The following is a 24405-nucleotide window of genomic DNA, read 5'->3' as shown; positions in this document are numbered from 1 at the left end:
CGTTGCGGCCCGCCGTTCAGGATGCGGGCCGGTCGGCGGCCAGTTGGTCAAAGAGCCAGTCGCGGAACCGGGCGGCCTCGGGCCGCAGCGGTCCCCGGTTTCCGGTAACGAGCCAATAGGCGCTTTCGCTGGCGACCGGCGGTCCCAGCACCTCCACCAGCCCGCCGTCCGCCCGGTCGGCGCCGGCCAGAGTGCCATCGGTCAGGGGCTTGTGACCGATGGCGACCCCCAGCCCTTGCAGGGCGGCATCAAGGGCCAGATGCACGGTGTCGAACCGCAGCCCCCGCCGCAGGTCCAGCGCATCCACCCCGCGCGCCGCCGCCCAGGCCCGCCAGTCCTCCCGCACGCTGACCACGTGCAGCAGGGGGACGGAGCGCAGATCGGCGGGCGTGCGGAGGCGGGCGGCCAGCGCCGGGGTGCAGACGGGGATCAGCCGTTCGGTGACCAGCCGTTCCGCCCGCACCGACGCCCACCCCCCACGGCCCATGCGGATGGCAAGGTCGAAGCCATCGCGGGGGAATTCCACCACCCGCTGGTCGGTGTCGATGGACACCGTGACCTCCGGGTTCGCCTGTTGAAAAGCGGGCAGGCGGGGCAGCAGCCAGCGCAGCGCGAAGGTGGGCGCCACGCTGATGCGCAGCGGATCGCCGCCCAACCGCCCCGGCACCGCCGCCGTGGCTTCCGACAGCGCCACCAGCGCGTCGCGCACACGGGGCAGATAGGCCACGCCCGCCGGGCTGAGGCTCAGGCTGCGGTTGGTGCGGACGAACACCGGCACGCCCAGCCAATCCTCCAGCGTCTGGATGGAGTGGCTGACGGCGCTGGGGGTGATGCCCAGCTCCTCGGCAGCGGCCTTGAAGCTGAGCAGGCGCCCGGCGGCTTCGAACACCCGCAGGGTGGACAGGGGCGGCAAGCGGTACGCCATCGGCGGTCATCCCGGAATCACTGGTGTCCACGCGGGTGCCCATGGTGCCGTTTCCATCCCCGTTGCGCCATGGGATGATGAGACCCCACGGGGGGCCGGGCCGGCAAACGGGTAATTCTCAACCTCGAATGAGATTTTTTCACCCGAGGGGGTTTGAGGGTGAAAAAAGTGTTTGCATCCGCCGGCCTCATGCCCTAGGTTCTGGCTCCGCTGAAGCGCGGACCCGTAGCTCAGCTGGATAGAGCGCTGCCCTCCGAAGGCAGAGGTCATGAGTTCGAATCTCGTCGGGTCCGCCAGCGATTTCAAGGGCTTAGCCAGAATGTGGGCTAGGCCCTTTTGCTTTTGCAACCTTTGCTTTTGCAACCTTTGCTTTTGCAACCGCTATGGGCGGTAGCGCAGTCAGAGTAGTATCATCTTGATAAGGCTTATTGCCGGTATGGTGAGGTAAGCCAGTCCGGCGGAGCAGCCGAAAGCCGCTCCGCCGGGCCGTTTTTTTTGGGGTGATTACTTCGCCGCCACCATCTCCGGCTTGCCGTTCTTCCACACGTACAGGACATAGGCCGGCTTGGTCACGTCGCCCTTGGCGTCGAACTCGACTTGGCCGACCACGGTGTCATAGGTGCCCTTGTGCAGGGCGGCGGCCAGCTTCTGGCTGTCGGCGCTGCCGGCCTTTTCCAGACCCTGGACGATGGTCTGCACCGCGGCGTAGCTGTAGAAGGCGAAGTTGCCCGGCTCCGGCAGGCCGGCGGCCTTGAAGGAGGCGATCAGCGCCTGCGCCTTGGGATCGCTGGCCGCCGACGGGCTGTCGGTGTACAGCGTGCCTTCGCCGGCGGCACCGGTGATGGCCCAGTATTCCTGGTTGTTCAGGCCGTCGCCGGCGATGAACTGCATGTTCAGCCCCTGTTCGCGCGACTGGCGCACGATCAGCCCCAGTTCGGGATGGTAGCCGCCGTAATAGACCGCCTCCACCGCCTTGTCCTTCAGGCTGGTGATGAGGGCGGAGAAGTCGCGCTCGCCCGCCGTGACCGAGGTGCGGTAGGCGACCTTGGCGCCGGCCTTTTCCAGCGTCTGGGCCACCACGTCGGCCAGACCCTTGCCATAGGCCTGCTTGTCGTCCAGCACGGCGATGTTCTTGCCCTTGAACGCCTCGGCCAGATAGGTGCCGGCGACCACGCCCTGCTGGTCGTCACGGCCGCAGACGCGGAAGATGTTCGGGTAGTTCTTGGAGGTCAGCAGCGGGTTGGTGGCGGTCGGGGTGACCATCACCAGACCTTCTTCCTGATAGACGTCGGCTGCCGGGATGCTGGAACCGGAGCACAGATGGCCAACCACCGCCGTCACCTTGTCGCTGACGAACCGGTTGGCGACGGCGACCGCCTGACGCGGATCGCACGCGTCGTCGCTGACCTTCAGCACCAGCTTCTGGCCCAGCACGCCGCCCTTCGCGTTGATGTCCGCAACCGCCTGCTTGGCGCCGAACACCGACTGTTCGCCCAGCGCCGCCACCGGGCCGGTGGTCGCCGTGCCCAGGCCGATCACGATGTCCGCCTGCGCCGTGCCAAAACCGGCCAGCAGCGCCGCGGCGCTGACAAAGGAAATGGCGGTAAGACGCATAGTATTTCTCCCCGAATATATGTCATATGCCATGTCTTCCCGACAGGGCGTGCTCCCCTTTCTGAACCAAACCAAGGGAATTGGAAAGGGCGATCCCGTCTCAGGGCGCCTTGGGTTCCAGGGAAACGCCCAGCGACCGCAGCTCCTCCACCAGCAAATCCACCATGGCGGGGATGCGCGCCGCGATGCCCGGCGTCATCTCCAGCGAGGTTTCCATGGACGCCGGCACGCAGCCGATCACCGACACGTACCCCGGCGCCTCGTCGGTCAGGGTCAGGGTGGCCAGCAGGTCCGACAGCCCGAGCTGGTGCGGCGACAGCCGCCCGCGGAAGAACACCGGCACGTCCGATCCCGTGATCTTCACCACCGTGCCCACCGGGGCGCCGGTCTTCACCGCGTCCACCACGATCAGCGTGCGGTGGGACGCGATGATGTCCAGCATGTCCATGCCGCAGGTGCCGCCGTCCACCACGTCAACACCGTCCGGCACCGTCCATTGGGCCTGAAACGCCTCCACCGCGCGCACGCCGACCCCTTCGTCGGACAGAAGGATGTTGCCGAGGCCGAGGACCAGGATGGACATGAAACCAACTCCCTGAAGACAAAAAAGGCGAAGACGAAAAAGGCCCTCTTCCCCGATCGAAGAAGAGGGCCCGAGAAGAGTACACGGAATTCCCCGCCCCATCAGCACGGGATGGGGCAGGGGGCCATGGTCACACCACCTTCACCTGATAGCTGGACCGGGATTCGGTGTCGGTCAGGTGCACGGCACAGGCCAGGCACGGGTCGAAGGAATGGACCGTGCGGATGACCTCCAGCGGCTTTTCGGGATCGGCCACCGGCGTGTCGAGCAGGGCCGATTCATAGGCCGACATCTGCTCGCCCTCGTCGCGGGGACCGGCGTTCCAGGTGGTGGGCACCACGGCCTGATAGTTCTTGATCTTGCCGTTCTCGATGACCACCCAGTGGGACAGGATGCCGCGCGGCGCCTCGTGGAAGCCGAAGCCGCGGATCTCACCCTTGGGGAACACGGGCTTGTTGTAGGTGGTGAAATCACCCTTGCCCAGATTCTCCATCAGCATGGTCCACTGCTTGCCCACCTCCTCGTGCAGGACCGCGGCGCGGACGGCACGGGCGGCGTGACGGCCGATGGTGGAATGCAGGATGTCGGGGCCGACCGGGGTCTTCAGGTGCATGGCGATGGTGTTCAGCGCCGCCGTGGTCCAGCGGACCGTCGGCTCGTGGCCGGCGGCGAACATGCACAGCACGTTGGCCAGCGGCCCCACCTGGGCACGGTTGTCGTAGAAGGTCGGCGACTTGATCCACGAATACTTCCCGTCGTCCGACCAGTCGGTGTACTGCGGGATGGTTTCGCCGTCATAGGGGTGCAGCGCACCCTTGCCGCCCTGATACCAGGAATGCTTGACGCTTTCCTTCACGCCCTTTTCGAAATAAGCGTCGTTGAAGGTCTTGATCGGGTTGAAGCCGCCCACCAGATCGGCGCCCTTGATGAAGCCGCCCGGCAGCGACAGCTTCTCGCCCTTGGTGTCCACCGGCATGTCGGGGCAGGCGAGGTAGTTGACCACGCCGCGCCCGATCTGGGTCCAGTCGGCGTAGAAGGCGCCGATGGCACAGACGTCGGGGATGTAGACCTGCTGGACGAACTCGCCCACCTCGTCGATCAGTTCCTTGATGTAGTGCAGCTTTTCCAGTGTCAGGGTGGATTGGCTGTCGAAATTGATCGGGTTGGCGACACCGCCCACCGCCATGTTCTGGATGTGCGGCGTCTTGGACCCCAGGATCGCCACCACCTTGTTCATGCGGCGCTGGAATTCGATGGCCTGGAGATAGTGGGTGGCCGCCAGCAGGTTCACTTCCGGCGGCAGCTTCATAGCCGGGTGGCCCCAGTAGCCCGACCCGAAGATGCCGAGCTGGCCGGAGTTGACGAAAGCCGCCAGTTTCTTCTGCGCGTTGGCGAAATCGCCGACACCGTTCATCTTCCAGTCGGACAGCGACTGGGCCAGCTTCGACGTCGCCACCGGGTCGGCCTTCAGCGCCGACACGATGTCCACGAAGTCGATGGCCGACAGGTGATAGAAGTGCACGATGTGGTCGTGAACCGCGTGCGCGCCCTGGATGATGTTGCGGATGAACTGGGCGTTCAGCGGCACTTCCATCTTCAGCGCGTTTTCCACCGCGCGGACGGAGGTGATCGCGTGCACGGTGGTGCACACGCCGCAGATGCGCTGGGCGAACACCCAGGCATCGCGCGGATCCTTGCCCTGCAGGATCAGCTCAATCCCGCGCCACATCTGGCCCGACGCCCAGGCCTTGGTCACCTTGCCGCCGTCCACATCGCAATCGACCCGCAGATGGCCTTCGATACGGGTGATCGGGTCAACAACAATACGCTGAACCACGGGTAAGTCCTCCTAGAGTCAGCCGTGTTTGGTGCTGACGGCGTGCATGACGGGGAGCTTCTTCACGAAGACGAGGTACAGGACCACTTCCAGCGAGAAGATGCCGACGGTGATGAGAATTTCGGAAAGCGACGGGAAATAGGTCCACGGGCCGACCGCGGGGATCAGTCCGACGATGTAGACGTTCAGCCGGTAGACGATCCCGCCGGCCAGGAACAGGGAGGAGGACACGAACAGCGCCTTGCCCCGGCGGCGGCTGGCCACCGGCAGGATGGCGGCGATGCCGCCGATCATCAGCAGGGTTTCCACCCAGAACATCACGGTGCCGTGCGCCCCGAACATGGCGCCCAACTGGCCGCGCACCGCCAGATCGACGAACCGCAGCACCACGAACGCCAGGCCGGCATAAACCATCAGCCCCGACAGCCGGGCCAGTTCCGCCGTTTCCATCGGGCGGCGGAAGCCCAGCGCCGACAGCACCGATTCCCACACCACGATGGCGAAGCCCATCAGAACCGCGGTGGTCAGGAAGAACACCGGCAGCATCTGGGTCTGCCACAGCGGCGACAGCTTGTGCCCCAGGATCACCATCATGGTGCCCAGCGACGACTGGTGCATGGTGGGCAGCAGCACGCCGAGTGCGATGAAGAAGAACAGGATCTTCGACAGCTTGCGGCGCGCGTCATGCATCCCGAACCGCTCCAGGAAGGCCGGGGCGAATTCCAGGATCAGGACGATGGTGTATGTCGCGACGCACAGCCCCACTTCCAGCATCACCGAATTGGGCTGGGCGTAGGACGGCATCATCATGTGGTAGAAATTCCAGTACCGGCCCAGATCGACCAGCACCGCCGCACCGGCCAGGCCATAGCCGAACAGGCTGGCCATCACCGCCGGGCGCACCATGGCGTGGTATTCGCCGCGGTTCAGGATATAGACCAGCAGCGCCATCACATAGCCGGCGCAGCCGAAGGCCGAGCCGATCACCACGTCGATGGCGACCCAGATGCCCCACGGATAACCGTCGGACAGGTTGCTCACCGCACCGATGCCGTGGGCGAAACGCTGGACCAGAATGAAACCCGCGATGGCGACGAACGCCAGCGCGATCAGAAACGGCACCGTGATGAGGCGCCCGCCGACGGGCGCGTGATCGTGGTGGGCGGACGGGGCCGTGTCATGGGATGCCAACGAGGTCATGACGGTTCCCCCTCAATCCGGGTCATGTTGGTCTTTGGTGTTGCGGTGGGCGAAGTAGACCAACCCCCCCAGCACCGCCGCCGGCCCGACCATGCCGGCGTACAGCGTGTGCTGGATGCCTTCCGACAGGGTGGGGTAGCCGTATTCGGGAACGTTGGTGGGCAGGTTCAGCTTGTCGAACGGCACCGCCGACACCGACAGGCACTGGGTGCCGCCCAACTCCCGCTCGCCGTAGATGTGGGACTGGTACGCCACCTCCACGCGCTTCTCATGGCCGTCGCGGGCACCGCCCACGTGGCCGTTGATGTCGCCGCGGGGATAGTGGGCATACTCGCCGGGCTTCAGCGCGGTGCGGCGCTTGGCCTCGGCCAGCAGGTCCGGGGTTTTGCCGAACAGGGTGGCGCCCGTGGGGCACACGTCGGCGCAGCCGGGAAGCTGGTTTTCCGCCAGCTTGTGCTTGCAGAGCTGGCACTTGTGGATCTGGCCGAAGGCGTCGTTGTAATCGTACTTCGGCACCCCGAACGGGCAGGACAGCACGCAATAGCGGCAGCCGATGCAGGCGTCGGGGTTGTGGCTGACGATGCCCGAGGTCTTGTCCTTGGTCATCGCCGACACCGGGCACACCGACACGCACGACGGATCGGTGCAGTGCAGGCACTGCCGCTTCAGGAAGGCGAAGCCGTCCTTTTCGTGGTCCTTCTGGGTGGCGTTGCCGTCGGTGTAGACCTTGATGACGTTCAGGGTCTTGGCCGACAGCTCCACCGGCGTGTCCCACTGGCGGGTGTCGTTCCACGGCTGGTCCGGCCCGACCTCCTGCGGCATGTGGTTCGACTCTTTGCACGCACTCATGCAGGCCTTGCAGCCGATGCACAGCGTGCTGTCATAGAGCAGACCCACCGCTTCCGGGGCCAGCGGCTTGGGCTCGCGCTGGAGCGCGTTGGCCGGTTCGGGCGCGCCCGCCACGGTGGTGCAGGCGGCCGCCGCCGCGGCTGCACCGCCCTTCACCGCCCTTTTCAGGAAATTGCGACGTGATACGGACATGTCAGCCTCACGCGCCGGGGTTGGTGTCGTTAGGCCCAGTGGAATTCTTTTGGTCCTGCTTGCCCAGCCGGCTGGCGATGATGGCGCCGGCACCGACCGCGGCCCCGGCGATGCCCGCCACCGCGGCCACGGCCCCGGTGCTGGCCCCCTCACCCTTCTGCATGCGCACGTCGGGGTAGGAGTTGGGCGGGGTCACCGACTTCAGCGCCGCCAGTTCGTGGATGCTCTTGGTGAAGCCCACGCCCTTTTCGGTGCAGCCGAAGCAGGGATGGCCGGTGCCGACCGGCCACGACCCCTGGCCCACGTCGTTGAAGCCGATGGACGGACAGTTGGCGTAGGTTTCCGGGCCCTTGCAGCCCAGCTTGTACAGGCAATAGCCCTGGCGGTGGCCGTAGTCGCCGAATTCCATGGCGAAGCGGCCGGCGTCGAAATGGGCGCGGCGCTCGCAGTTCTCGTGGATCAGACGGCCATAGGCGAACTTCGGGCGGCCCTTGTCGTCCAGCGCCGGCAGCTTGCCGAAGGTGACGAAGTGCAGCACCGTGGACAGGAAATTGTACGGGTTGGGCGGGCAGCCGGGGATGGTGACGATCGGCTTGTCCGTGATCACCTCGTGCAGGCCGACGGCCCCGGTGGGGTTGACGCCGGTGGACGGCCAGCCGCCCCAGGACGAGCACGACCCCATGGACAGGATGGCCGCGGCCCCCTTGGCGCATTCCTGCACGCTTTCCAGATAGGTCTTGCCGGCCACCTTGCAGTAGACGCCGCCGTCCTTGGTGGGCACCGAACCGTCGGTGACCATCAGGTACTTGCCCCAGTTGGCCTTCATGGCCGCGTTCTTCCAGTTCTCGGCCTGATGGCCGCAACCGGCGTTCAGCGTCTCGTTGTATTCCAGCGAGATCTGATCGAGAATCAGCGTCTCCAGGCTGGGGTGGCTGGTGCGCAGAAGGGTTTCCACGCAGCCGGTGCACGCCTGGCCCGACAGCCAGATGACCGAGGGGCGGGGGGACGTCACCGCCGCGTTGGCGATGTTGACACCCAGCGCCGGCGACAGGCCCAGGGCGGCGGCAACGCCGGTGCAGTAGTTCAGGAACTCCCGGCGGGTCAGACCACCCAGAGCGCCGTCGTAGCTGTCAAGATCGCCGATGTCGGCGGTGTCGAGGTCCTGATGACCGTCGGGCATGTCTCCCCCCAAAAACCCTTGTGCGGTGGCCGGACGCAACCCATTGCGTCCATCGGACACGGCAAAGCCCGTCCCGCGCCCAACCGGGGGCAGGTACCCATATGTCTGTCATGGATATTAAGGCATACCGCGTGTATGGGCATTCCAGCAAAAGCGGACCGATCCAGGCATTGATCTACATCAAACCGTCAAAGGGCGAAGAAAGAAAATAACTGATGCTGCGGCGCGGTGTGACATCATTGGCCGATAAGTGGTATTACCAATATAATATCGTGCATCAGGGAAGCGTAATGTAACCCTTTGATCGGCCAAAAGAATGGTGCGTTACACCATTGGCTGCACGGAAAATAACATGACCCATGCCGGAACCATCAGTGCATGGAACGAAATTCCCGTGCCGGGAGGGGCCGAGGACGAATCCGGGGCCGATGGCAAGCCCCCGTGCCCCGCCGCCGCGTCTGCGCTAGGATGGCGGCTCACGGGGTTCGGCAACGGGGGCCGGTCGATCATGAGCGAGCGTGGTTTGATGTCTTTCCTGGTGTCCCTGATGCTGGGGGTGGTGCCGGCGGCGGCCAACGACAGCACTGGCTTCCAGGGGACGGGTGGAATCGAATTGTCGGTCACCAACGACATTCGGATGGTGTCGGAGGATCTGCGCATCGGCCTGGACGAGATCCGGGTGTCGTACGTGTTCCGCAACACGGGCAGCCGGCCCATCGACACGCTGGTTGTGTTCCCGCTGCCCGATCTCGACCTGTCGAAAGGGACGACGGCGCCCAATTGGAACTTTCCCCGGCAGGACGCGGATTTTCTGGGCTTCCGGCTGTGGGTGGACGGCCGCCCGCTGTCGCCGAAGCTGGAACGCCGAGCCTTCTACCAGGGGCGTGAGGTTACGCAGGAACTGGAGGCGGCGGGGGCGCTGGCCCTGTCGCCCTGGGCGCCGGGAAGCTATGACGATCAGGTCAAGGCGATTCCCGCCGACACGCTCGCCCGGCTGCGCAGCAGCGGTTTGATTCAGGAGGGCGAGGACGACAACACCCCGCAATGGGTGCTGCGCACCCGCTACCATTGGCGTCAGACCTTCCCGCCGGGGGTGGATGTGCGGGTTCAGCACGCCTATCACCCGTTCGCCGGCTCGGCCCTCATCGGCAAGGCGGCGGAGATCGACGGGCGCCGGGTGGTCGGGCGGTTCGTCGGCGACGAGAAGGACGCCGGGGGCGACCGCTATTGCCTGGACGCCGGCACCCGACGCGCCCTGGCCGCGGCGGAGAAGGGCAACAGCAAACCCGAATCGCCGTTCACCGCGTGGGAGGTCGAATACATCCTGACCACCGCCCGCAACTGGCAGGGTCCGATCGGCCGGTTCCACCTGACCCTGGACAAGGGGGCGCCGGAAAACATCCTGTCGCTGTGCTGGAACGGCCTGAAGAAGACCGGGCCGGCGGTGTTCGAATCCGTGATCGAGAATTTTGTGCCGGAAAACGACATCCGGCTCCTGTTCTTCGTCCGCACTCCGAAGGAGCCCTGAGCGCGCGCCGCCCGCGCCTCACCCTCTGCCGTGCCGCCCGGTGCGCGCCGAAAAATAAGTGTCCGAGATTAAGAACCAATTGCATAGGCCGCCGGTCCGCGTTTAGCTAGGCAGGCCATCATTCGTGATCGGCCCCCATGACAGGACACAAGGCAGGGCAGGCGATGAATTTTCCCTTCTCTCGTGCATCGGCGGCATCGGTTGCCGCCACTGCCGCCGGCACTGACGCTCCGTGCCAGCCGGCGGGGGTGCCGGGCGGGGCGGGGGCGTTTCCCCTGGATGCCCGCGGCCCCGGCGGAACGGGGGCGGCCCTGGCGGTGGAGGCGCTGGCGCTGGACGCCGTGACCCACCGCTATGGCCGCGTGGTGGCGGTCAACGATGTGTCGGTGTCCATCGGGGCGGGGGAGATCGTGTGCCTGTGCGGTCCGTCGGGCTGCGGCAAATCCTCGCTTCTGCGGCTGGCGGCGGGGCTGGAGCCGCTGCAGGCCGGGCGTGTGCGCATCGGTGGGCGCGTGGTGGCCGACACCACCGGCGCCGTGCCGCCGGAACGCCGCGGGGTGGGGCTGGTGTTCCAGGATTACGCCCTGTTCCCCCACCTGTCGGTGCTGGACAACGTGCGTTTCGGCCTGGACGCCCTGCCGGCGGAGGAGCGGAAAGCCCGCGCCCTGGAATCGCTGGAGCAGGTGGGCATGGCCGGTTACGCCGCCGCCTTCCCCCACCAGCTTTCCGGCGGGCAGCAGCAACGGGTGGCGCTGGCCCGCGCCCTGGCGCCCAAGCCGGCGGTGCTGCTGCTGGACGAACCCTTTTCCGGCCTTGACGCCCGCCTGCGCGAACAGATCCGCGACGAGACGCTGCATGTCCTGAAAAAGAACGGGGCGGCCACCATGCTGGTCACCCACGACCCGGAAGAGGCGATGTTCCTGGCCGACCGCATCATCCTGATGCAGGAGGGGCGGGTGGTGCAGATGGGCTGCCCGGTGGACCTCTACACCCGCCCGGTCAGCGCCTATGCCGCCGCGTTCTTCGGGGAGGCCAACCGCGTCACCGGCACCGTCCGCGGCGGGCGGGTGGACACGCCGGTGGGATCGGTTTCCGCGGAGGGGCTGTCCGACGGCACCGAGGCCGAGGTTCTGATCCGGCCCGAAGCGCTGCGGCTGGCGCCGCTGGCGGCATCGGCGGGCGCGGACGTGCCCAATCTGGCGCGGGTGATGACGGCGCGGCTCCTGGGGCGGTCCAGCCTGATCCATCTGAGCCTTGCCGACGGGCGGGGCGGGGCGGTTCACCTGCATTCCCGCATGCCGGGGCAGTTTCTACCCCCGGAGGAATCGTATGTCTCGGTTGCTCCCGATTGGGGGCAGGTGTTCGTCTTTGCCATGGAAAAGCCGCGCTGATTTGTTATCGGAAGGCTCCTCCCAGCGTTGCGGCACAGGGGGGTTTCTGCCATAGTGCCGCCGCGTTTGGGGCATGACCGCTCAGGAAAAGGCACCATGGGATTTAGCAGCATCTGGCACTGGATCATCGTTCTCCTGATCGTCCTGCTTCTGTTCGGAGCCGGCAAATTGCCCAAGGTGATGGGCGACCTTGCCAAGGGCATCAAGAACTTCAAGGCCGGCCTCAAGGACGAGGACGAAGCCGCCGCCGACGGCAGCAAGACCCTGCCGAACCAGCCGGCCCCGGTCCATCCGGCCGCCCCCGCGGCCGATCATGCCGTGAAGAAGGACGAGGCCGCGCGCCCGTAACGGGTACGCAGCCGGACCCGGCACACCCCGCCGTTCCACAGCGATCCCGTTCCGGCGGGGCCGTCCCGTGGCGGCGGGTCTTGCGTTCCGCGGAGACCGTGAGGGGCTATGTTCGACATCGGTTGGTCGGAGCTGATGGTCATCGGTGTGGTCGCCCTGGTGGTGATCGGCCCGAAAGACCTTCCCGGTGCGATCTACGCGCTGGGCAAATGGGTGCGCAAGGCGCGCCTGATGGCCCGTGACTTCCAGGGCCACCTGGACGACATGATGCGCGAAGCGGAACTCAACGACCTGCGCCAGCAGGCGTTGAAGGCACGCGACACCATGAATCTCGGCAACGTGATCGACAAGACCGTCGATCCCGACGGTCGGCTGAAACATGTCTTCGACCTGGAGGTCAAGGACACCAGCCATTATTCCGACGCGGCGGCGGCGGCTGCCGCCGCCGGTGCCGCCGCCCCCACCGTTCCCGGAACCGGGGCCGCGGTGGGCAGCGGGGCCGCCGCTTTCGACGTGAGCGCCGCCGGGGCCACCGGCCACGCCGGCAGCCCGCCGGAGCCGGAACCCGATGCGCCCGCCGCCGCGCCGGCGCCTGCGGCCCCCGCCGCATCCGACAAGCCCGCCACCGACAAGACGGCCTGACCCTCGTGACGACCAATCCTCACGACACCGACGAGCACGACGAGCTTGACGACGGCAAGATGCCGCTGATCGATCACCTGATCGAGCTGCGCAACCGGCTGATGTGGTCGGTTCTGGCGATGCTGGTGGCATTCTTCCTGTGCTACGCCGTTTCCGACAAGATCTATAATTTCCTGGTCCAGCCGCTCGCCGATCTTTTGGCCGGGCAGGGCCGGCGCATGATCTACACCGGCCTGACCGAGGCGTTCTTCACCTATGTGAAGGTGTCGTTCTGGGCCGGCTGCCTGATCTCGTTCCCCGTGGTGGCGAACCAGATCTGGATGTTCATCGCGCCGGGGCTTTACAAGCATGAACGCCGGGCCTTCCTGCCGTTCCTGGCGGCGACGCCGGTGCTGTTCGCGCTGGGCGCGGCCATGGCCTATTACTTCGTGTTCCCGCTGGCGTGGCGCTTCTTCCTGGGCTTCGAATCCCACCCGGTGGGGGCGGATGCCCTGCCCATCGAATTCGAAGCGCGGGTGGGCGAATACCTGTCGCTGGTGATGTCGCTGATCTTCGCGTTCGGCGTGGCGTTCCAGTTGCCGGTTCTGCTGACCCTGCTGATCCGCGCCGGGCTGCTGACCACCGAACAGCTCACCTCCAAGCGCCGCTACGCCATCGTTCTGGCCTTCGTCATCGCCGCCGTGCTGACCCCGCCGGACGTGGTGAGCCAGGTCAGCCTGGCCGTGCCGCTGCTGGTGCTGTACGAGATTTCCATCTGGGTGGGCCGCGCCATCGAGCGCAAGCGCGACGCCGCGGAAGCCGCCGGCGCCTGACCCGGACCGCCCCCGACCCGGACCGCCCCCGCCCGGACCGCCGGGTGACGGGCGCTGGGGGCTGGACCTCGGGGGGGTGGGGGGACTATAACCATACCCCCATTCCCCAACCCGTGTTTCGCCGCCATGCACGACCTGCGCGCCATCCGCGAGAACCCCGAAGCCTTTGACCGTGGCCTCAGCCGCCGGGGGTTGGAGCCGCTGTCCGCCACCGTGCTCGATCTCGACGCCCGCCGCCGCGATGCCCAGACGCGGATGCAGGAAATGCAGGCCCGCCGCAACGAGGCGGCCAAGGAAATCGGCCTTGCCAAGAAGGCGGGCCGCGACGTCCAGCCCATCCTCGACGAAATGGCGGAGCTGAAGACCCGCCTGCCGGAAGTCGAGGAGGAGGAACGCCGCCTCGGCGCCGAACTCGACGGGCTGCTGGCCGCGATTCCCAACATCCCCGCCGCCGACGTGCCCGACGGGCCGGACGAGACCGCCAACGTGGAGGTGCGCCGCTGGGGCACCCCGCCCGACATCGCCAATGCCAAGGAACATTTCGACCTGGGCGAGGCGCTGGGGCTGATGGACGCCGGCGTGGCGGCCCGCATGTCGGGGGCGCGCTTCACCGTGCTGCGCGGCGCGCTGTCACGGCTGGAACGGGCGCTGGCCCAGTTCATGCTGGACGTCCACACCGGCGAGCATGGGTACACCGAGGTGTCGCCGCCGCTGATGGTGCGCGACAACGCCCTGTTCGGCACCGGCCAGTTGCCCAAGTTCGAAGAGGATCTGTTCCGCACCAACAGCGGCCATTACCTGATCCCCACGTCGGAAGTGCCGCTGACCAATCTGGTCAACGACCAGATCCTGGAGGCCGAGGCGCTGCCCTACCGCTTCACCGCGCTGACGCCCTGCTTCCGGGCCGAGGCGGGGTCGGCGGGCAAGGACACCCGCGGCATGATCCGCCAGCACCAGTTCTGGAAGGTGGAGATGGTCAGCATCACCACCCCCGAGCAGTCGGAAGCCGAGCAGCAGCGCATGACCGCCTGCGCCGAAACCATCCTGCAGCGGCTGGGGCTGGCCTACCGCACCATCGTTCTGTGCACCGGCGACATGGGCTTCGGTGCGCGCAAGACCTATGACGTGGAGGTGTGGCTGCCGGGGCAGAACGCCTACCGCGAGATTTCGAGCTGCTCCAACTGCGGCGATTTCCAGGCCCGCCGCATGAAGGCCCGCTTCCGCGCCAAGGGCGACAAGCAGACCCAGTTCGTCCACACCCTCAACGGGTCGGGCGTGGCGGTGGGCCGCTGCCTGATCGCGGTGATGGAGAATTACCAGCAGCCCGACGGCTCGATCCTCGTGCCGGACGCGCTCCGCCCCTACATGGGCGGGCTGGAACGGATCACGGCCCATGTTTGACGCCCCGCTCAACCTGTCCCACTGCCGCATCCTGATTTCCAACGACGACGGCATCCACGCCGACGGGATCAAGGTGCTGGAAAAGATCGCCCGGTCCATCACCGACGACGTGTGGGTGGTGGCGCCGGAGACCGAGCAGTCGGCGGCCAGCCATTCCCTGACCATCCACCGCCCGTTGCGGCTGCGGCAGGTGGGGGAAAAGCGCTACACCGTGGATGGTACCCCCACAGACTGCGTGCTGCTGGCCATCAATCACATCCTGAAGGACGGGCTGCCGACGCTGGTGCTGTCGGGCATCAACCACGGCCACAACATCGGCGAGGACGTGACCTATTCCGGCACCATCGCCGCGGCCATGGAAGCCACGCTGCTGGGCGTGCCGGCCATTGCGCTGAGCCAGCATTACGATCCCGTCACCCGCGTCATCGACTGGTCCACGGCGGAACGCTGGGGCGAGGCGGTGATCCGCAAGGCGGTGTCGCGGGCGTGGCCCAAGAACGTGCTGCTGAACGTCAACTTCCCCGCCGTGCCGCCCGACGCCGTGACCGGCATCCAGGTGGTGCGCCACGGCAAGCGCAAGATCGGCGACGAGCTGGTGGAGCGGCTTGACCCGCGGGGCCGTCCCTATATCTGGATCGGTACGGCCCGTGGCGAGGCCGAGGTGGCGTCCGACACCGACATCCATGTCGTGTTCCACGGCGGCATCGCGGTGACGCCGCTGTTCCTCGACCTGACCCATGTGCCGACTCTGGAAACGCTGAAACAGGCCTTCATGTGACCATCGCCGCGCGGACCAACCGGCTTCTCATGGCGTTGCGCCGCGACGGCGTGACCGATGAGGCCGTTTTGTCCGCGCTTGAGCGGGTGCCGCGCGACCTGTTCGTCCCCGATCTCTTCCGCGATCAGGCGTGGGAGGACACGGCGCTGCCCATCGCCCTGGGCCAGTCCATCAGCCAGCCGTTGATCGTCGGGCTGATGACCCAGGCGCTGGAACTGGAACCCAGGCATACCGTGCTGGAAATCGGCACGGGTTCGGGGTATCAGGCGGCAGTGCTGTCGCGTCTGTGCCGCCGCGTCTACACCATCGAACGGCTGAAGCCGCTGCTGGTGGAGGCGGAAAAGCGGTTTCAGAGGCTGCGGCTGCACAACATCACGACCCGTTTGGGCGACGGCACCCGCGGCTGGCCGGAGGTGGCGCCGTTCGAACGCATTCTGGTCACCGCCGCCGGCGGGCCGGAACCGCCAAAGGACTTGACGGATCAGCTTGCCGTTGGTGGTGTCATGGTGATTCCGTTGGGGGTGGATGACCGCGGTCAGCGGGTGGTCCGCTTCCGCCGCACCGCAGAGGGACTCGTCCGGGAGGAATTGTGGCCAGTGCGTTTCGTGCCTTTGCTTTCCGATCCGCCCGCGGAGACGCCTCCGGGATCGGAAGCATCCGCCCGGCTCCCGTGATGGCGGCCCCCCGCCGCCGCGCCGCCATCGCCAACGGTGCCGCCGTCGTTCTGCTGGCGCTGGCGCTGACGGGGTGTGAGCGCCTGGGCGAGCTTGCTCCCTTCACCACCGTGACCAACCCGGCCGACTCCGGGGCCGGCAGCGTGACGGTGGCCAAGGGTGATTCCGCCTATCTCATCTCCCGCCGCTACAATGTGCCGCTGCGCGACCTGATCGAGATCAACGGGCTGAAGCCTCCCTACACGTTGGAGGTGGGGCAGCGCCTGACCCTTCCCACCTCGCGCCAGTACATCGTGCAGAAGGGGGACTCGCTCTACACCGTGTCGCGGATGTTCAACGTGGACTCCAGTGAACTGTCGCAGTTGAACAACCTGGCCCCGCCCTACAAGCTGACCGTCGGCCAGCCGCTGCGTCTGCCCGGCGCGCGGGCGGGTGAGGGGGGGGGCGCCATGGCCCAAGGCGGGGCCGGCGAGCCTGCCGCCATCGCCGCCGCTCCGCTGCCGCCGGTTTCGCCACGGGCGGGCAAGGGCGGCATCGCCGCCGCCGAACTGCCCCCCCCGTCGGGAGCGCCCGCCGCTGCCGTGGCGCCGTCCGCCGCCGCGCCGTCCAGCGATTCCGGCGGCGGGGAGGAAAACCACACCTATCAGCCGGGGCAGGAGCCCAAGAGTCTGCGTGCGCCGGGCGCCAAGCCCGCCGTCTCCGTCCCCTTGGCCGCCCCGTCGGTGATCCCCTCCGAGGCGCCTCCGGCCTCCAAGCCGCAGCCCACGCCCCCCGCCAAGCCGGCCGAGGTGGCCGCCGCCCCCGCCGCGGCTCCGGCGGCCCCGCCGGCTCCCCCCGCCGCCGCGGAGGAGGAACCGCCGGCCCGCGCCGGCAGCCGTTTCCTGTGGCCGGTGAAGGGCAAGGTGATTTCGGGTTACGGCCCCAAGCCGGACGGCATGCACAACGACGGGCTGAACATCGCGGCCAACAAGGGCGCGCCGGTGATCGCCGCCGACAACGGCATCGTCGCCTATTCCGGCAACGAGCTGCGCGGGTTCGGCAATCTGCTGCTGGTGAAGCACGCCGACGGCTGGATCACGGCTTATGCCCACCTGGACACCATGTCGGTGGAGCGGGGGGCCAAGGTGAAGCGCGGGCAGGTGATCGGCACCGTGGGGCAGACGGGCGCGGTGACGTCGCCCCAGCTTCATTTCGAACTGCGCCGCGGCAGCCAGGCCATCGATCCCCGCGGGCATCTGCAGGGCGGAAAGGTCTCGGCCCTGCCGCTGGGGCCGGCTGTCGATGTGGCCGCCCTGCCTGGGCGGTATTGAAGCGCCTGGGCGGGGCTGAAGCTGGGCGGGGCTGAAGCCCGGTCCTGACGTCATGGGCGGCACCGGGCCATGACGGCCGGGTGCCGCTTGGTGTCGTCCAGCGGATCCGGTCAGCCCTGGCGCAGACGGCTGGCGAAGCTGTCCACGTTGGAACCCAGGCTGCTGGCGTGCCGGGCCAGATCCTCGGCGGCGCGCAGCATGTCGGCGGCGGCGCTGCCGGTGCGTTCCGCCGTGTCGGACACGCCGGAGATGGTGTGCGACACGGTTTGGGTCGCCCCCGCCGCCTGTTGCACGTTGCGGGCGATGTCGTTGGTGGCACTGCTCTGTTCCCCGACCGACGCCGCCACCTCGGCGCTGATCTGGTTGATCTGGCCGATGATGGTGACGATGCCGCCGATGGCGTCCACCGCGCGCCCGGTTTCCTGCTGGATCGCGCCGATCTGGGTGGAGATCTCCTCGGTCGCGCGGGCGGTCTGGTTGGCAAGCTGCTTCACTTCGCTCGCCACCACGGCGAAGCCCTTGCCGGCTTCGCCCGCGCGGGCCGCCTCGATGGTGGCGTTCAGCGCCAGAAGGTTGGTCTGACTGGCGATTTCGGTGATCAGATGCACCACCTCGCCGATGCGTCCGGCGGCGGCGTTCAGGCTCTGCATCACGGTGTTGGTGCTCTGCGCCTGCTGTTCGGCGTCGCCGACGATGCTGCTGGCGCGGTCCATGCGTCGGCGGATTTCCTGGATCGACAGGGTGAGCTGTTCGGTGGCGGCGGCCACGCTTTCCACATTGCCGCGGGCTTCCCCGGCGGCGGCGGACACCGCGTCGGCCCGGCCGCGCACGTCGCCGGCACAGGCGTTCAGGGTCTGGGCGTTGGTGCGGATCAGCCCGGCCTCGTCGGTCAGGGCGCGGACCATGCCGTCGATGGTGGTGGCGAAGTCCTGGGTCATCCGCTCCAGCCGGGTCTGACGCTCGGCCTGTTGGGCGATGCTCTGCCGTTCCTGGTCGGCCATGGCCGTGACGCGGCTCAGCGCGTCGCGGAACACCACCAGCGCGCGGGCCATGTCGGCCAGCTCGTCCGAGCCGTTGGCCGGGGGCAGGGTGACGGCGGTGTTGCCGGCGGCAAGGTCGTTCATGGCACGGGTCATGGCGGCGACGGGGCGGGAAATCTGTCCCCGCGCGATCAGGATCGACAGCACCGCTCCCAGCCCGATGCCGGCGGCCAGCACCCCCACCATCACGGTCATCCAGGTGTTCTGGGCCACGGCCATTTCCGCCCGCACACGGTCGCCCGCAGCGCCGGTGGCGGCCACCAGCGCTTCGAGATCACGGTTCAGCGCCTGACGCGCGTTGCGGTTGGCGTCGTTGTCGCCGAAGGGCCGTGCCTCCGCCGCGCCCTTCTCCCGCCCGATGCGGACCAGCTCGGCCCGGAAGCGGATGAACTCCGTGACGCTGGCGCGCGCCCGTTCCACCGCCGCGCGGTCGCCGGCCGGGGCCAGGCGCAGCCATTCGGCCATCCGCTCGTCCAGAAGCGTCAGGTTGGCCAGCAGCGGCTTGCCGAACTTTTCCACCTCGGCGGCGTCGCGGGCCATGTAGACCCCGCGGGAGTCCATCACCACGGCCATGATCAGACCGTTCACCCGCTCGCCCAGCGCTTCGCGGGCGGCGGCATTTTCCAGAAGCGCGGTGCGTTCGCTGAGGTCACGGGTCGCCAGAACGCCCAGAACGGCGGTCAGCAGGGCAACAGCGGACAGAAGCCCCACCAGAAGATATATTTTCGAACCGATTTTCAAATATTTCAACACGCACTGTCCTCCGGGAGATTCGACGCATCTGATCTGTCAAATTCTCTGCATTGTCGTATGGAACGAGAATTGTCTTAAAAATGTATAAAGCCAAAAGCGGGAGATCTACTGCCTTGCGGCTCTTGCGTCTTTTCGACGCGCTGTTCATAATTCGATAGGTTTCGATTCGGATTGTGCGCCGCGGTAAAGCACACCTTCTTTCCAAAGGATCACGCAGCCGGTGGCAACGACCCATATGGACGAGATCCCGTTCGAGCCGGCGGGCGACCGCATTCGCCGGCTTGAGGCTCGCGTCCATGAATTGGAGGCCGAACGGCTTCAGATGCGCTCGGCGCTGGCGCTGGCGCGGGCCAGCGAGGGGCGCATCCGGCTGATCGCCGATTCCATTCCCGCCCTCGTCGCCTATTTCGACGGGGAGCGCCGGTGCCGCTACGCCAACCGCATCTGGCAGGAATGGTTCGGTGCCCTGCCGCTGGACGCCGGGATCGAGGGCATCCCGGCCCTGACCCAGGTGGCGGAGGGCATGGCCGCCGCGCTGAAGGGGGAGGCGCTGTCGTTCGAAACCGACGTGGAATGCGCCGATACCCCGCGGCGTCTGGCTCTGTCCTTCGTGCCGCACCGCGACGGGGCGGGGGGAATACTGGGGGCGTTCCTGCTGGGGCTGGACGAAACCGAGCGGTCCCGCGCCCAGGCCGCTCTGCTGGACCGGGAAGAGCTTCTCAACCTGGCCATGCACGGGGCCAACGACGGGCTGTGGGATTGGAACCCCATCACCAAGGATCTCTACCTGTCGGCCCGCCTGCTTTCCATCATCGGGTTCGACCGCGATACGGTGCGCACCACGACCCATGAGTGGCTGAAGCTGGTCCATCCCGACGACCGCGCCCATTACGAGGCCCGTGTCACCGAGCACCTGAAGGGCCTGACCCCCCATTTCGAGGACACCTACCGCGTGGCCGGCCCGGCGGGCAGCTACCGTTGGGTGCTGGCCCGCGGGCTGGCGCTGCGGCGGGCGGACGGCATGGCGTACCGCATGGTGGGGTCCATCGCCGACGTGACGGAGATCAAGCGGCGCGAAACCGCGCTCGCGGCCAGCGAGGCGCGGTTCCGGTCGCTGATCCAGGCCGCCGGCACCATCATTCTGGTGATCGGCCCCGACGGCTGTGTCCAGGAAGCCAACCGGGAGGCGGTGCGCGCCCTGATGCCGGAAAAGGAGGGCGAGACCTGGCGTCCGGGCTGCGCCTGGCAGGATCTGATCCCCGCCGACGGGGCGTTCGCCCAGGTGATGGCCGTGGCCCTGTCGGGGCAGACCATCCGCAACGCCGAACTGGTGTGGCGGACAGCCCAAGGGGAGGAGCGGGCGGTTCTGTGGAACATGACCGCCCTGCCGGCCCCCGGCGGCGACGGTCCCCCGGCCATCATCTGCGCCGGCCAGGACATCACCCGCCGCCGGTCCGCCGAGCTGGCGCTGCGGGGAATGAACGACGCGCTGGAGGTCCGGGTGGCGGAGCGGACGCAGGCGCTGATCGCCGAGATCAAGGAACGGGAACGGGCCGAGGCCGCCCTGCTGCGGGCCAAGGAGATGGCGGAATCCGCCAGCCGCAGCAAATCCGACTTCCTCGCCAACATGAGCCACGAGCTGCGCACCCCGCTCAACGCCATCATCGGTTTCTCGTCGATGATGGAAGCGGAGATGCTGGGGCCGCTGGGGCTGCCCAAGTATCAGGAATACGCCGGCGTCATCGTCACGTCGGGCGAGCATCTGCTGGCCGTCATCAACGACATCCTGGACATCGCCAAGATCGAAGCCGGCAAGTTCGCCATCAATCCCGAGCCGCTGAACGTGTGCGATGCGGTGGAGGGGTGCTGCGTTCTGGTCCGCGACCAGACCGGAGAGGGAGGGGTTGAGGTGTCGTTCGCCTGTGACGGCGCCACCCCGGTCATTCACGCCGACCCGGTGCGGGTGAAGCAGATCGTTCTGAACCTGCTGTCGAACGCGGTGAAGTTCACCCCCGCGCCCGGAGAGGTTCATTTGAGCGTGGGGCCCGACCCGGCGACGGGTGGCGTGGTGATCACGGTGGCCGACACCGGCATCGGCATGAGCACCGCCGATCTGGCCGTGGCACTGGAACCGTTCGGACAGGCCGACAACCGTCTGGCCCGCCGGGCGGGGGGAACCGGGCTGGGCCTGCCGCTGGCCCGCGCCTTCACCGAACGCCACGGCGGCCGGCTGGAGCTGGAAAGCCGGGAAGGGGCGGGCACCACGGTGCGGGTCCATCTGCCGCCCGGCGGTCCGGGCGTGTGACGGCACGCCCGGTGGTGCCTTTCACGTGACGCCTTACTCGCGGATGGAGGCGACGAAGCGGTTGGCGTCGTTTTCCAGTTGCCGGCACTCCTCGGCAAGCTGGCTGGCGGAATAGATCATTTCGATGGCCGATTTGCCGGTTTCCGCCGCGGTCATGGCCATGGTGCTCACGCTTTCCGACACCTCGTGGGAGGTGTTGGTGGCCCGGTCCACCGCGTGGACGATCTCCTGCGTCTGGGCAAGCTGGCGGGTGACGGCGGTGGAGACCTCCGACGACAGGCTCTCCACCTCTTCGATGGTGGTGCGGATGGCCTCGATCGCCGTCACGACGTCGGTGGTGGCGGTCTGGATGGCGGCCACCTGGCCGGCGATGTCCTCGGTCGCCTTGGCGGTCTGGTTGGCCAGGGTCTTGACCTCGCTGGCCACGACGGCGAAGCCCTTGCCGGTTTCGCCCGCCCGCGCCGCCTCGATGGTGGCGTTCAGCGCCAGAAGGTTGGTCTGGCCGGCGATGGTGTTGATCAGCCCGACGATCTCGCCGATCCGCTGGGAGCTTTCCGACAGGGCGCGCACGGCGGCGTCGCTGTCGCGCGCATGCCCCACGGCCCGCTGCACCGCGGTGGTGCTGGTGGAGACGCGCACCCCGATCTCGCCGATGGAGTCGGTCAGGGTGCGGGACACGGTGCTGACGATCCCGACCACTTCGGAGGTCTGCTCGGCCTTGTCGGCGGTGTCCAGCGCCTGCATCCGCATCTTTTCCGCGGTGTCGCGCAGGATGTGGGCACCGGTGCGGATCTGTTCCGAGGCGCTGCCCACGGTGTTCAGCACCTTGCCGAAGGCGCCGTCGAAATCGTGGGCGACGGTGTGCAGCGCCTGGCGCCGTTCGGCGGTGGCGCGCCGTTCGGTTTCCCGCGCTTCGATCTCAAGATCGTGGTTGCGCTGCAGACCTTCCTTGAACACCTGAAGCGCGCGGGCCATGGCGCCGATCTCGTCGCGCCGTTCGATGCCGGGGATGCTGGCCGAGCGGTCGCCCGCGGCCAGCCGTTCCATCACCCCTTCGATGCTGGCCAGCGGCCGGGTGATGGAGCGGGCGACGTACAGGCTGATGAGCAGGAACCCCAGCAGCAACAGCGATCCCGTTACCGTGGCCGTGCGGATCACGTCGTTGCCGACCCGGTTCTGGGTGTCCACCGCCCGCGCCATGCCTTCGCCGGCCATGTCCAGCAGCGCTTCGAACCGCGGCCCCAGGCTCTGGAACGCCTCGTTGAAGCGGGCGACCCCGGCGCGGAATTCCTTGGTGGCGTCCACGAAGGCCAGCAGATCCTTGCGGTAGGTGCGGGCCTGTTTCTCGATCCGCGCCGCGGTTGCGGGGTCGAGGCCGGAGTCGCTGAGGAAGAAGGTGAACTCGCTGAACGCCTTGCGGTGGCCGGACAGAAGCTCCTCATCGTTGTAGATGATGAAGTCCTTTTCCATCTTCCGCATCGCTTCCATGCGCGCGGTCAGCTTGTCGGCGTTGGGCCACTGCTTCAGCTCGTCCTCGATGGCGCGGGCCGACGCGCGCAACTGGCCGCGCAGGCCCGTCTCGTCGGTCAGGCCCAGGGTGGATGCCTGCTCCACCACCGCCTTGAACCGTTCCGACAGGGTGGACACCCCGTGGGACAGGTTGTCGATGTCGTCCGCCGGAACCAGGGAACCGGCCTTGCCGCGCACCTCGGCCAGCAGGGCGGCGATTTCCTCGGTGTTGGTGGCGAAGGTGCGGGCCGCGGTCTGGTCCCGTTCGGTGATGAAGCGCAGGGCCTGGAACCGCAGCCGGCTGGCCCGCCGTTCGATCCCGGCGATCCGTTCGTCGATGCTGCGGAACTGGTTCAGCTCGTCGGTGGCCTGGAACACGCGCAGCGCCCCCACCGACACGGTTCCCCCCAGCAGGCCGAGCGTGACCAGCGCACCGGCGACCAGCAGCCCGATGCGCGTTCCGATGGATACCTTCGACAGCATTGCCCCCCCGGAACTGGTGAAAACCATGGAACGAAACCAGACATGCAACCGGGGCCATCAATGCGCGCGATCCCGGTAACTTGCGTGACGGTTGCGTGACAGTTTGAAGAAACTTGCCGCGGAGGCGGGGGATCGCGCGTCCGGTTACCGCTGGACAGGCCCCGATGATCCCGTCATCCAGGAGGGGGCGAATCCTTCGTCATCGCATCCTTCCCATTCAAAGGATGGATCCATGGATTTCTACCTCACCAAGGCGGCCTGGGGGCTGCTGGCGCCGGCCAACGCCCTGTTGTGGATGCTGGTGGGCGGTCTGGTCCTGTCGTTGCGGCCCCGCCGCCGCCGGCTGGGCCTGGGGCTGGTCTGGACCGCCGCCGCGGTTTTCACGGCGCTGGCCCTGCTGCCGGTGGGGGCGTGGCTGGGGCACCCGCTGGAGGACCGCTTCCCCCGTCCCGCCGTCCTGCCCGAACGGGTGGGGGGCATCATCGTGCTGGGCGGGGCGGTGGAGCCGCCCATCGCCGCCAGCCGCGGCGATCCCGCCCTGAACGGGGCCGCCGAACGGCTCCTGTCCTTCGTGGAACTGGCCCGCCGCTACCCCGATGCGCCGCTGATCGCCACCGGGGGCGCCGGGCTGGTGTGGGACAGCGGCCAGAAGGAGGGGGATGTGGTTGTGGCGGTGCTGAAACAGATGGGATTCGACACCGGCCGGGTGATGGTCGAGAACCTGTCCCGCAACACCTGGGAAAATGCCCTGTTCAGCCGCCCCTTGGCCGATCCGCAGCCGGGGGCGCCGTGGATCCTGATCACGTCGGCCGTCCACATGCCGCGGTCGGTGGGGATCTTCCGCCGCCAGGACTGGCCGGTGATCCCCTATCCGGTGGATTTCCGCACCCGTGCCGACGGGGTGTGGTATCCGTCGTTCGACCTGCTGAGCGGGTTGAACCTGACGTCGGACATGATGCGGGAGTGGCTGGGGCTGGCCGGCTATTTCCTGATGGGCCGGACGGACCGGCTGTTTCCGGGACCGTGATGCCCGGCGGGGGCGCATCGTCCC

20 protein-coding genes and 1 tRNA gene are annotated in these 24405 nt (G+C 67.6%); 12 read left to right on the top strand and 9 right to left on the bottom strand.

Annotated features, from left to right (window positions below; translation table 11 throughout):
* Window positions 1-16: 16 nt before the first annotated feature.
* Complete coding sequence (gene gcvA / locus M2352_RS11630) at window positions 17-925, bottom strand: transcriptional regulator GcvA (protein WP_264664646.1); 909 nt, start codon at window positions 923-925, stop codon at window positions 17-19.
* Window positions 926-1144: 219 nt separating this feature from the next.
* Here gcvA and M2352_RS11625 point away from each other — a divergent pair.
* Window positions 1145-1221, top strand: a tRNA-Arg gene (locus M2352_RS11625).
* 208 nt (window positions 1222-1429) lie between these two features.
* On the opposite strand, the gene M2352_RS11620 is transcribed toward M2352_RS11625, so the two are convergent.
* The 6 genes from M2352_RS11620 to M2352_RS11595 form a co-directional block, all read right to left on the bottom strand.
* A complete protein-coding gene (locus tag M2352_RS11620; RefSeq protein WP_264664645.1) occupies window positions 1430-2539 on the bottom strand; it encodes an ABC transporter substrate-binding protein in 1110 nt (369 codons plus the stop codon).
* A gap of 100 nt (window positions 2540-2639) precedes the next feature.
* Window positions 2640-3122: a HyaD/HybD family hydrogenase maturation endopeptidase gene (locus M2352_RS11615; RefSeq protein WP_264664644.1), complete on the bottom strand. Its 483-nt coding sequence runs from the start codon at window positions 3120-3122 to the stop codon at window positions 2640-2642.
* A gap of 130 nt (window positions 3123-3252) precedes the next feature.
* A complete protein-coding gene (locus M2352_RS11610; RefSeq protein ID WP_264664643.1) occupies window positions 3253-4959 on the bottom strand; it encodes a nickel-dependent hydrogenase large subunit in 1707 nt (568 codons plus the stop codon).
* 18 nt (window positions 4960-4977) lie between these two features.
* Window positions 4978-6159 carry a Ni/Fe-hydrogenase cytochrome b subunit gene (hybB, locus tag M2352_RS11605; RefSeq protein ID WP_264664642.1) on the bottom strand — a complete coding sequence of 394 codons (1182 nt, stop codon included), beginning with the start codon at window positions 6157-6159 and terminating at the stop codon, window positions 4978-4980.
* Window positions 6160-6171: 12 nt separating this feature from the next.
* Window positions 6172-7200, bottom strand: coding sequence for a hydrogenase 2 operon protein HybA (gene hybA, locus M2352_RS11600; RefSeq protein WP_264664641.1), 1029 nt, complete (start codon window positions 7198-7200; stop codon window positions 6172-6174).
* A 7-nt stretch (window positions 7201-7207) separates the two neighbouring features.
* Window positions 7208-8380, bottom strand: a complete 1173-nt coding sequence (locus tag M2352_RS11595) for a hydrogenase small subunit (RefSeq protein ID WP_264664640.1) — start codon at window positions 8378-8380, stop codon at window positions 7208-7210.
* 526 nt (window positions 8381-8906) lie between these two features.
* Here M2352_RS11595 and M2352_RS11590 point away from each other — a divergent pair.
* From M2352_RS11590 to M2352_RS11550, 9 genes are all read left to right on the top strand, one after another.
* Entirely contained in the window at window positions 8907-9908 is a 1002-nt protein-coding gene (locus M2352_RS11590; protein WP_264664639.1) for a DUF4424 domain-containing protein, read from the top strand.
* Window positions 9909-10045: 137 nt separating this feature from the next.
* Entirely contained in the window at window positions 10046-11299 is a 1254-nt protein-coding gene (locus M2352_RS11585; protein WP_264664638.1) for an ABC transporter ATP-binding protein, read from the top strand.
* Between the two features lie 96 nt (window positions 11300-11395).
* Entirely contained in the window at window positions 11396-11647 is a 252-nt protein-coding gene (locus M2352_RS11580) for a twin-arginine translocase TatA/TatE family subunit (RefSeq protein ID WP_264664637.1), read from the top strand.
* 108 nt (window positions 11648-11755) lie between these two features.
* Complete coding sequence (gene tatB / locus M2352_RS11575) at window positions 11756-12289, top strand: Sec-independent protein translocase protein TatB (RefSeq protein ID WP_264664636.1); 534 nt, start codon at window positions 11756-11758, stop codon at window positions 12287-12289.
* 5 nt (window positions 12290-12294) lie between these two features.
* Entirely contained in the window at window positions 12295-13101 is an 807-nt protein-coding gene (tatC, locus tag M2352_RS11570; protein WP_406567250.1) for a twin-arginine translocase subunit TatC, read from the top strand.
* Window positions 13102-13227: 126 nt separating this feature from the next.
* Window positions 13228-14502, top strand: a complete 1275-nt coding sequence (gene serS, locus M2352_RS11565) for a serine--tRNA ligase (protein ID WP_264664635.1) — start codon at window positions 13228-13230, stop codon at window positions 14500-14502.
* Window positions 14495-15280, top strand: coding sequence for a 5'/3'-nucleotidase SurE (gene surE, locus M2352_RS11560; RefSeq protein ID WP_264664634.1), 786 nt, complete (start codon window positions 14495-14497; stop codon window positions 15278-15280). The genes serS and surE overlap by 8 nt, the downstream gene beginning before the upstream one ends.
* Complete coding sequence (locus M2352_RS11555; protein ID WP_264664633.1) at window positions 15277-15954, top strand: protein-L-isoaspartate(D-aspartate) O-methyltransferase; 678 nt, start codon at window positions 15277-15279, stop codon at window positions 15952-15954. The genes surE and M2352_RS11555 overlap by 4 nt, the downstream gene beginning before the upstream one ends.
* Complete coding sequence (locus tag M2352_RS11550; protein ID WP_264664632.1) at window positions 15954-17264, top strand: LysM peptidoglycan-binding domain-containing M23 family metallopeptidase; 1311 nt, start codon at window positions 15954-15956, stop codon at window positions 17262-17264. Before M2352_RS11555 ends, M2352_RS11550 begins: the two co-directional genes overlap by 1 nt.
* A gap of 110 nt (window positions 17265-17374) precedes the next feature.
* Here M2352_RS11550 and M2352_RS11545 read toward each other — a convergent pair whose 3' ends face one another.
* Window positions 17375-19054 (bottom strand): methyl-accepting chemotaxis protein, encoded by a 1680-nt coding sequence (locus M2352_RS11545; RefSeq protein WP_264664631.1) that lies wholly within the window; start codon window positions 19052-19054, stop codon window positions 17375-17377.
* Window positions 19055-19277: 223 nt separating this feature from the next.
* On the opposite strand from M2352_RS11545, the gene M2352_RS11540 reads away from it, so the two are divergent.
* Window positions 19278-21362 carry an ATP-binding protein gene (locus M2352_RS11540; protein WP_264664630.1) on the top strand — a complete coding sequence of 695 codons (2085 nt, stop codon included), beginning with the start codon at window positions 19278-19280 and terminating at the stop codon, window positions 21360-21362.
* Window positions 21363-21395: 33 nt separating this feature from the next.
* On the opposite strand, the gene M2352_RS11535 is transcribed toward M2352_RS11540, so the two are convergent.
* Entirely contained in the window at window positions 21396-23354 is a 1959-nt protein-coding gene (locus M2352_RS11535) for a methyl-accepting chemotaxis protein (protein WP_264664629.1), read from the bottom strand.
* A gap of 232 nt (window positions 23355-23586) precedes the next feature.
* On the opposite strand from M2352_RS11535, the gene M2352_RS11530 reads away from it, so the two are divergent.
* Window positions 23587-24381: a YdcF family protein gene (locus M2352_RS11530; RefSeq protein WP_264664628.1), complete on the top strand. Its 795-nt coding sequence runs from the start codon at window positions 23587-23589 to the stop codon at window positions 24379-24381.
* Window positions 24382-24405: the final 24 nt, after the last annotated feature.

Origin of the sequence: Azospirillum fermentarium, assembly GCF_025961205.1 — a bacterium.
GTDB lineage: Bacteria > Pseudomonadota > Alphaproteobacteria > Azospirillales > Azospirillaceae > Azospirillum > Azospirillum fermentarium.
This window is presented reverse-complemented; position numbering and strand designations above follow the sequence as displayed.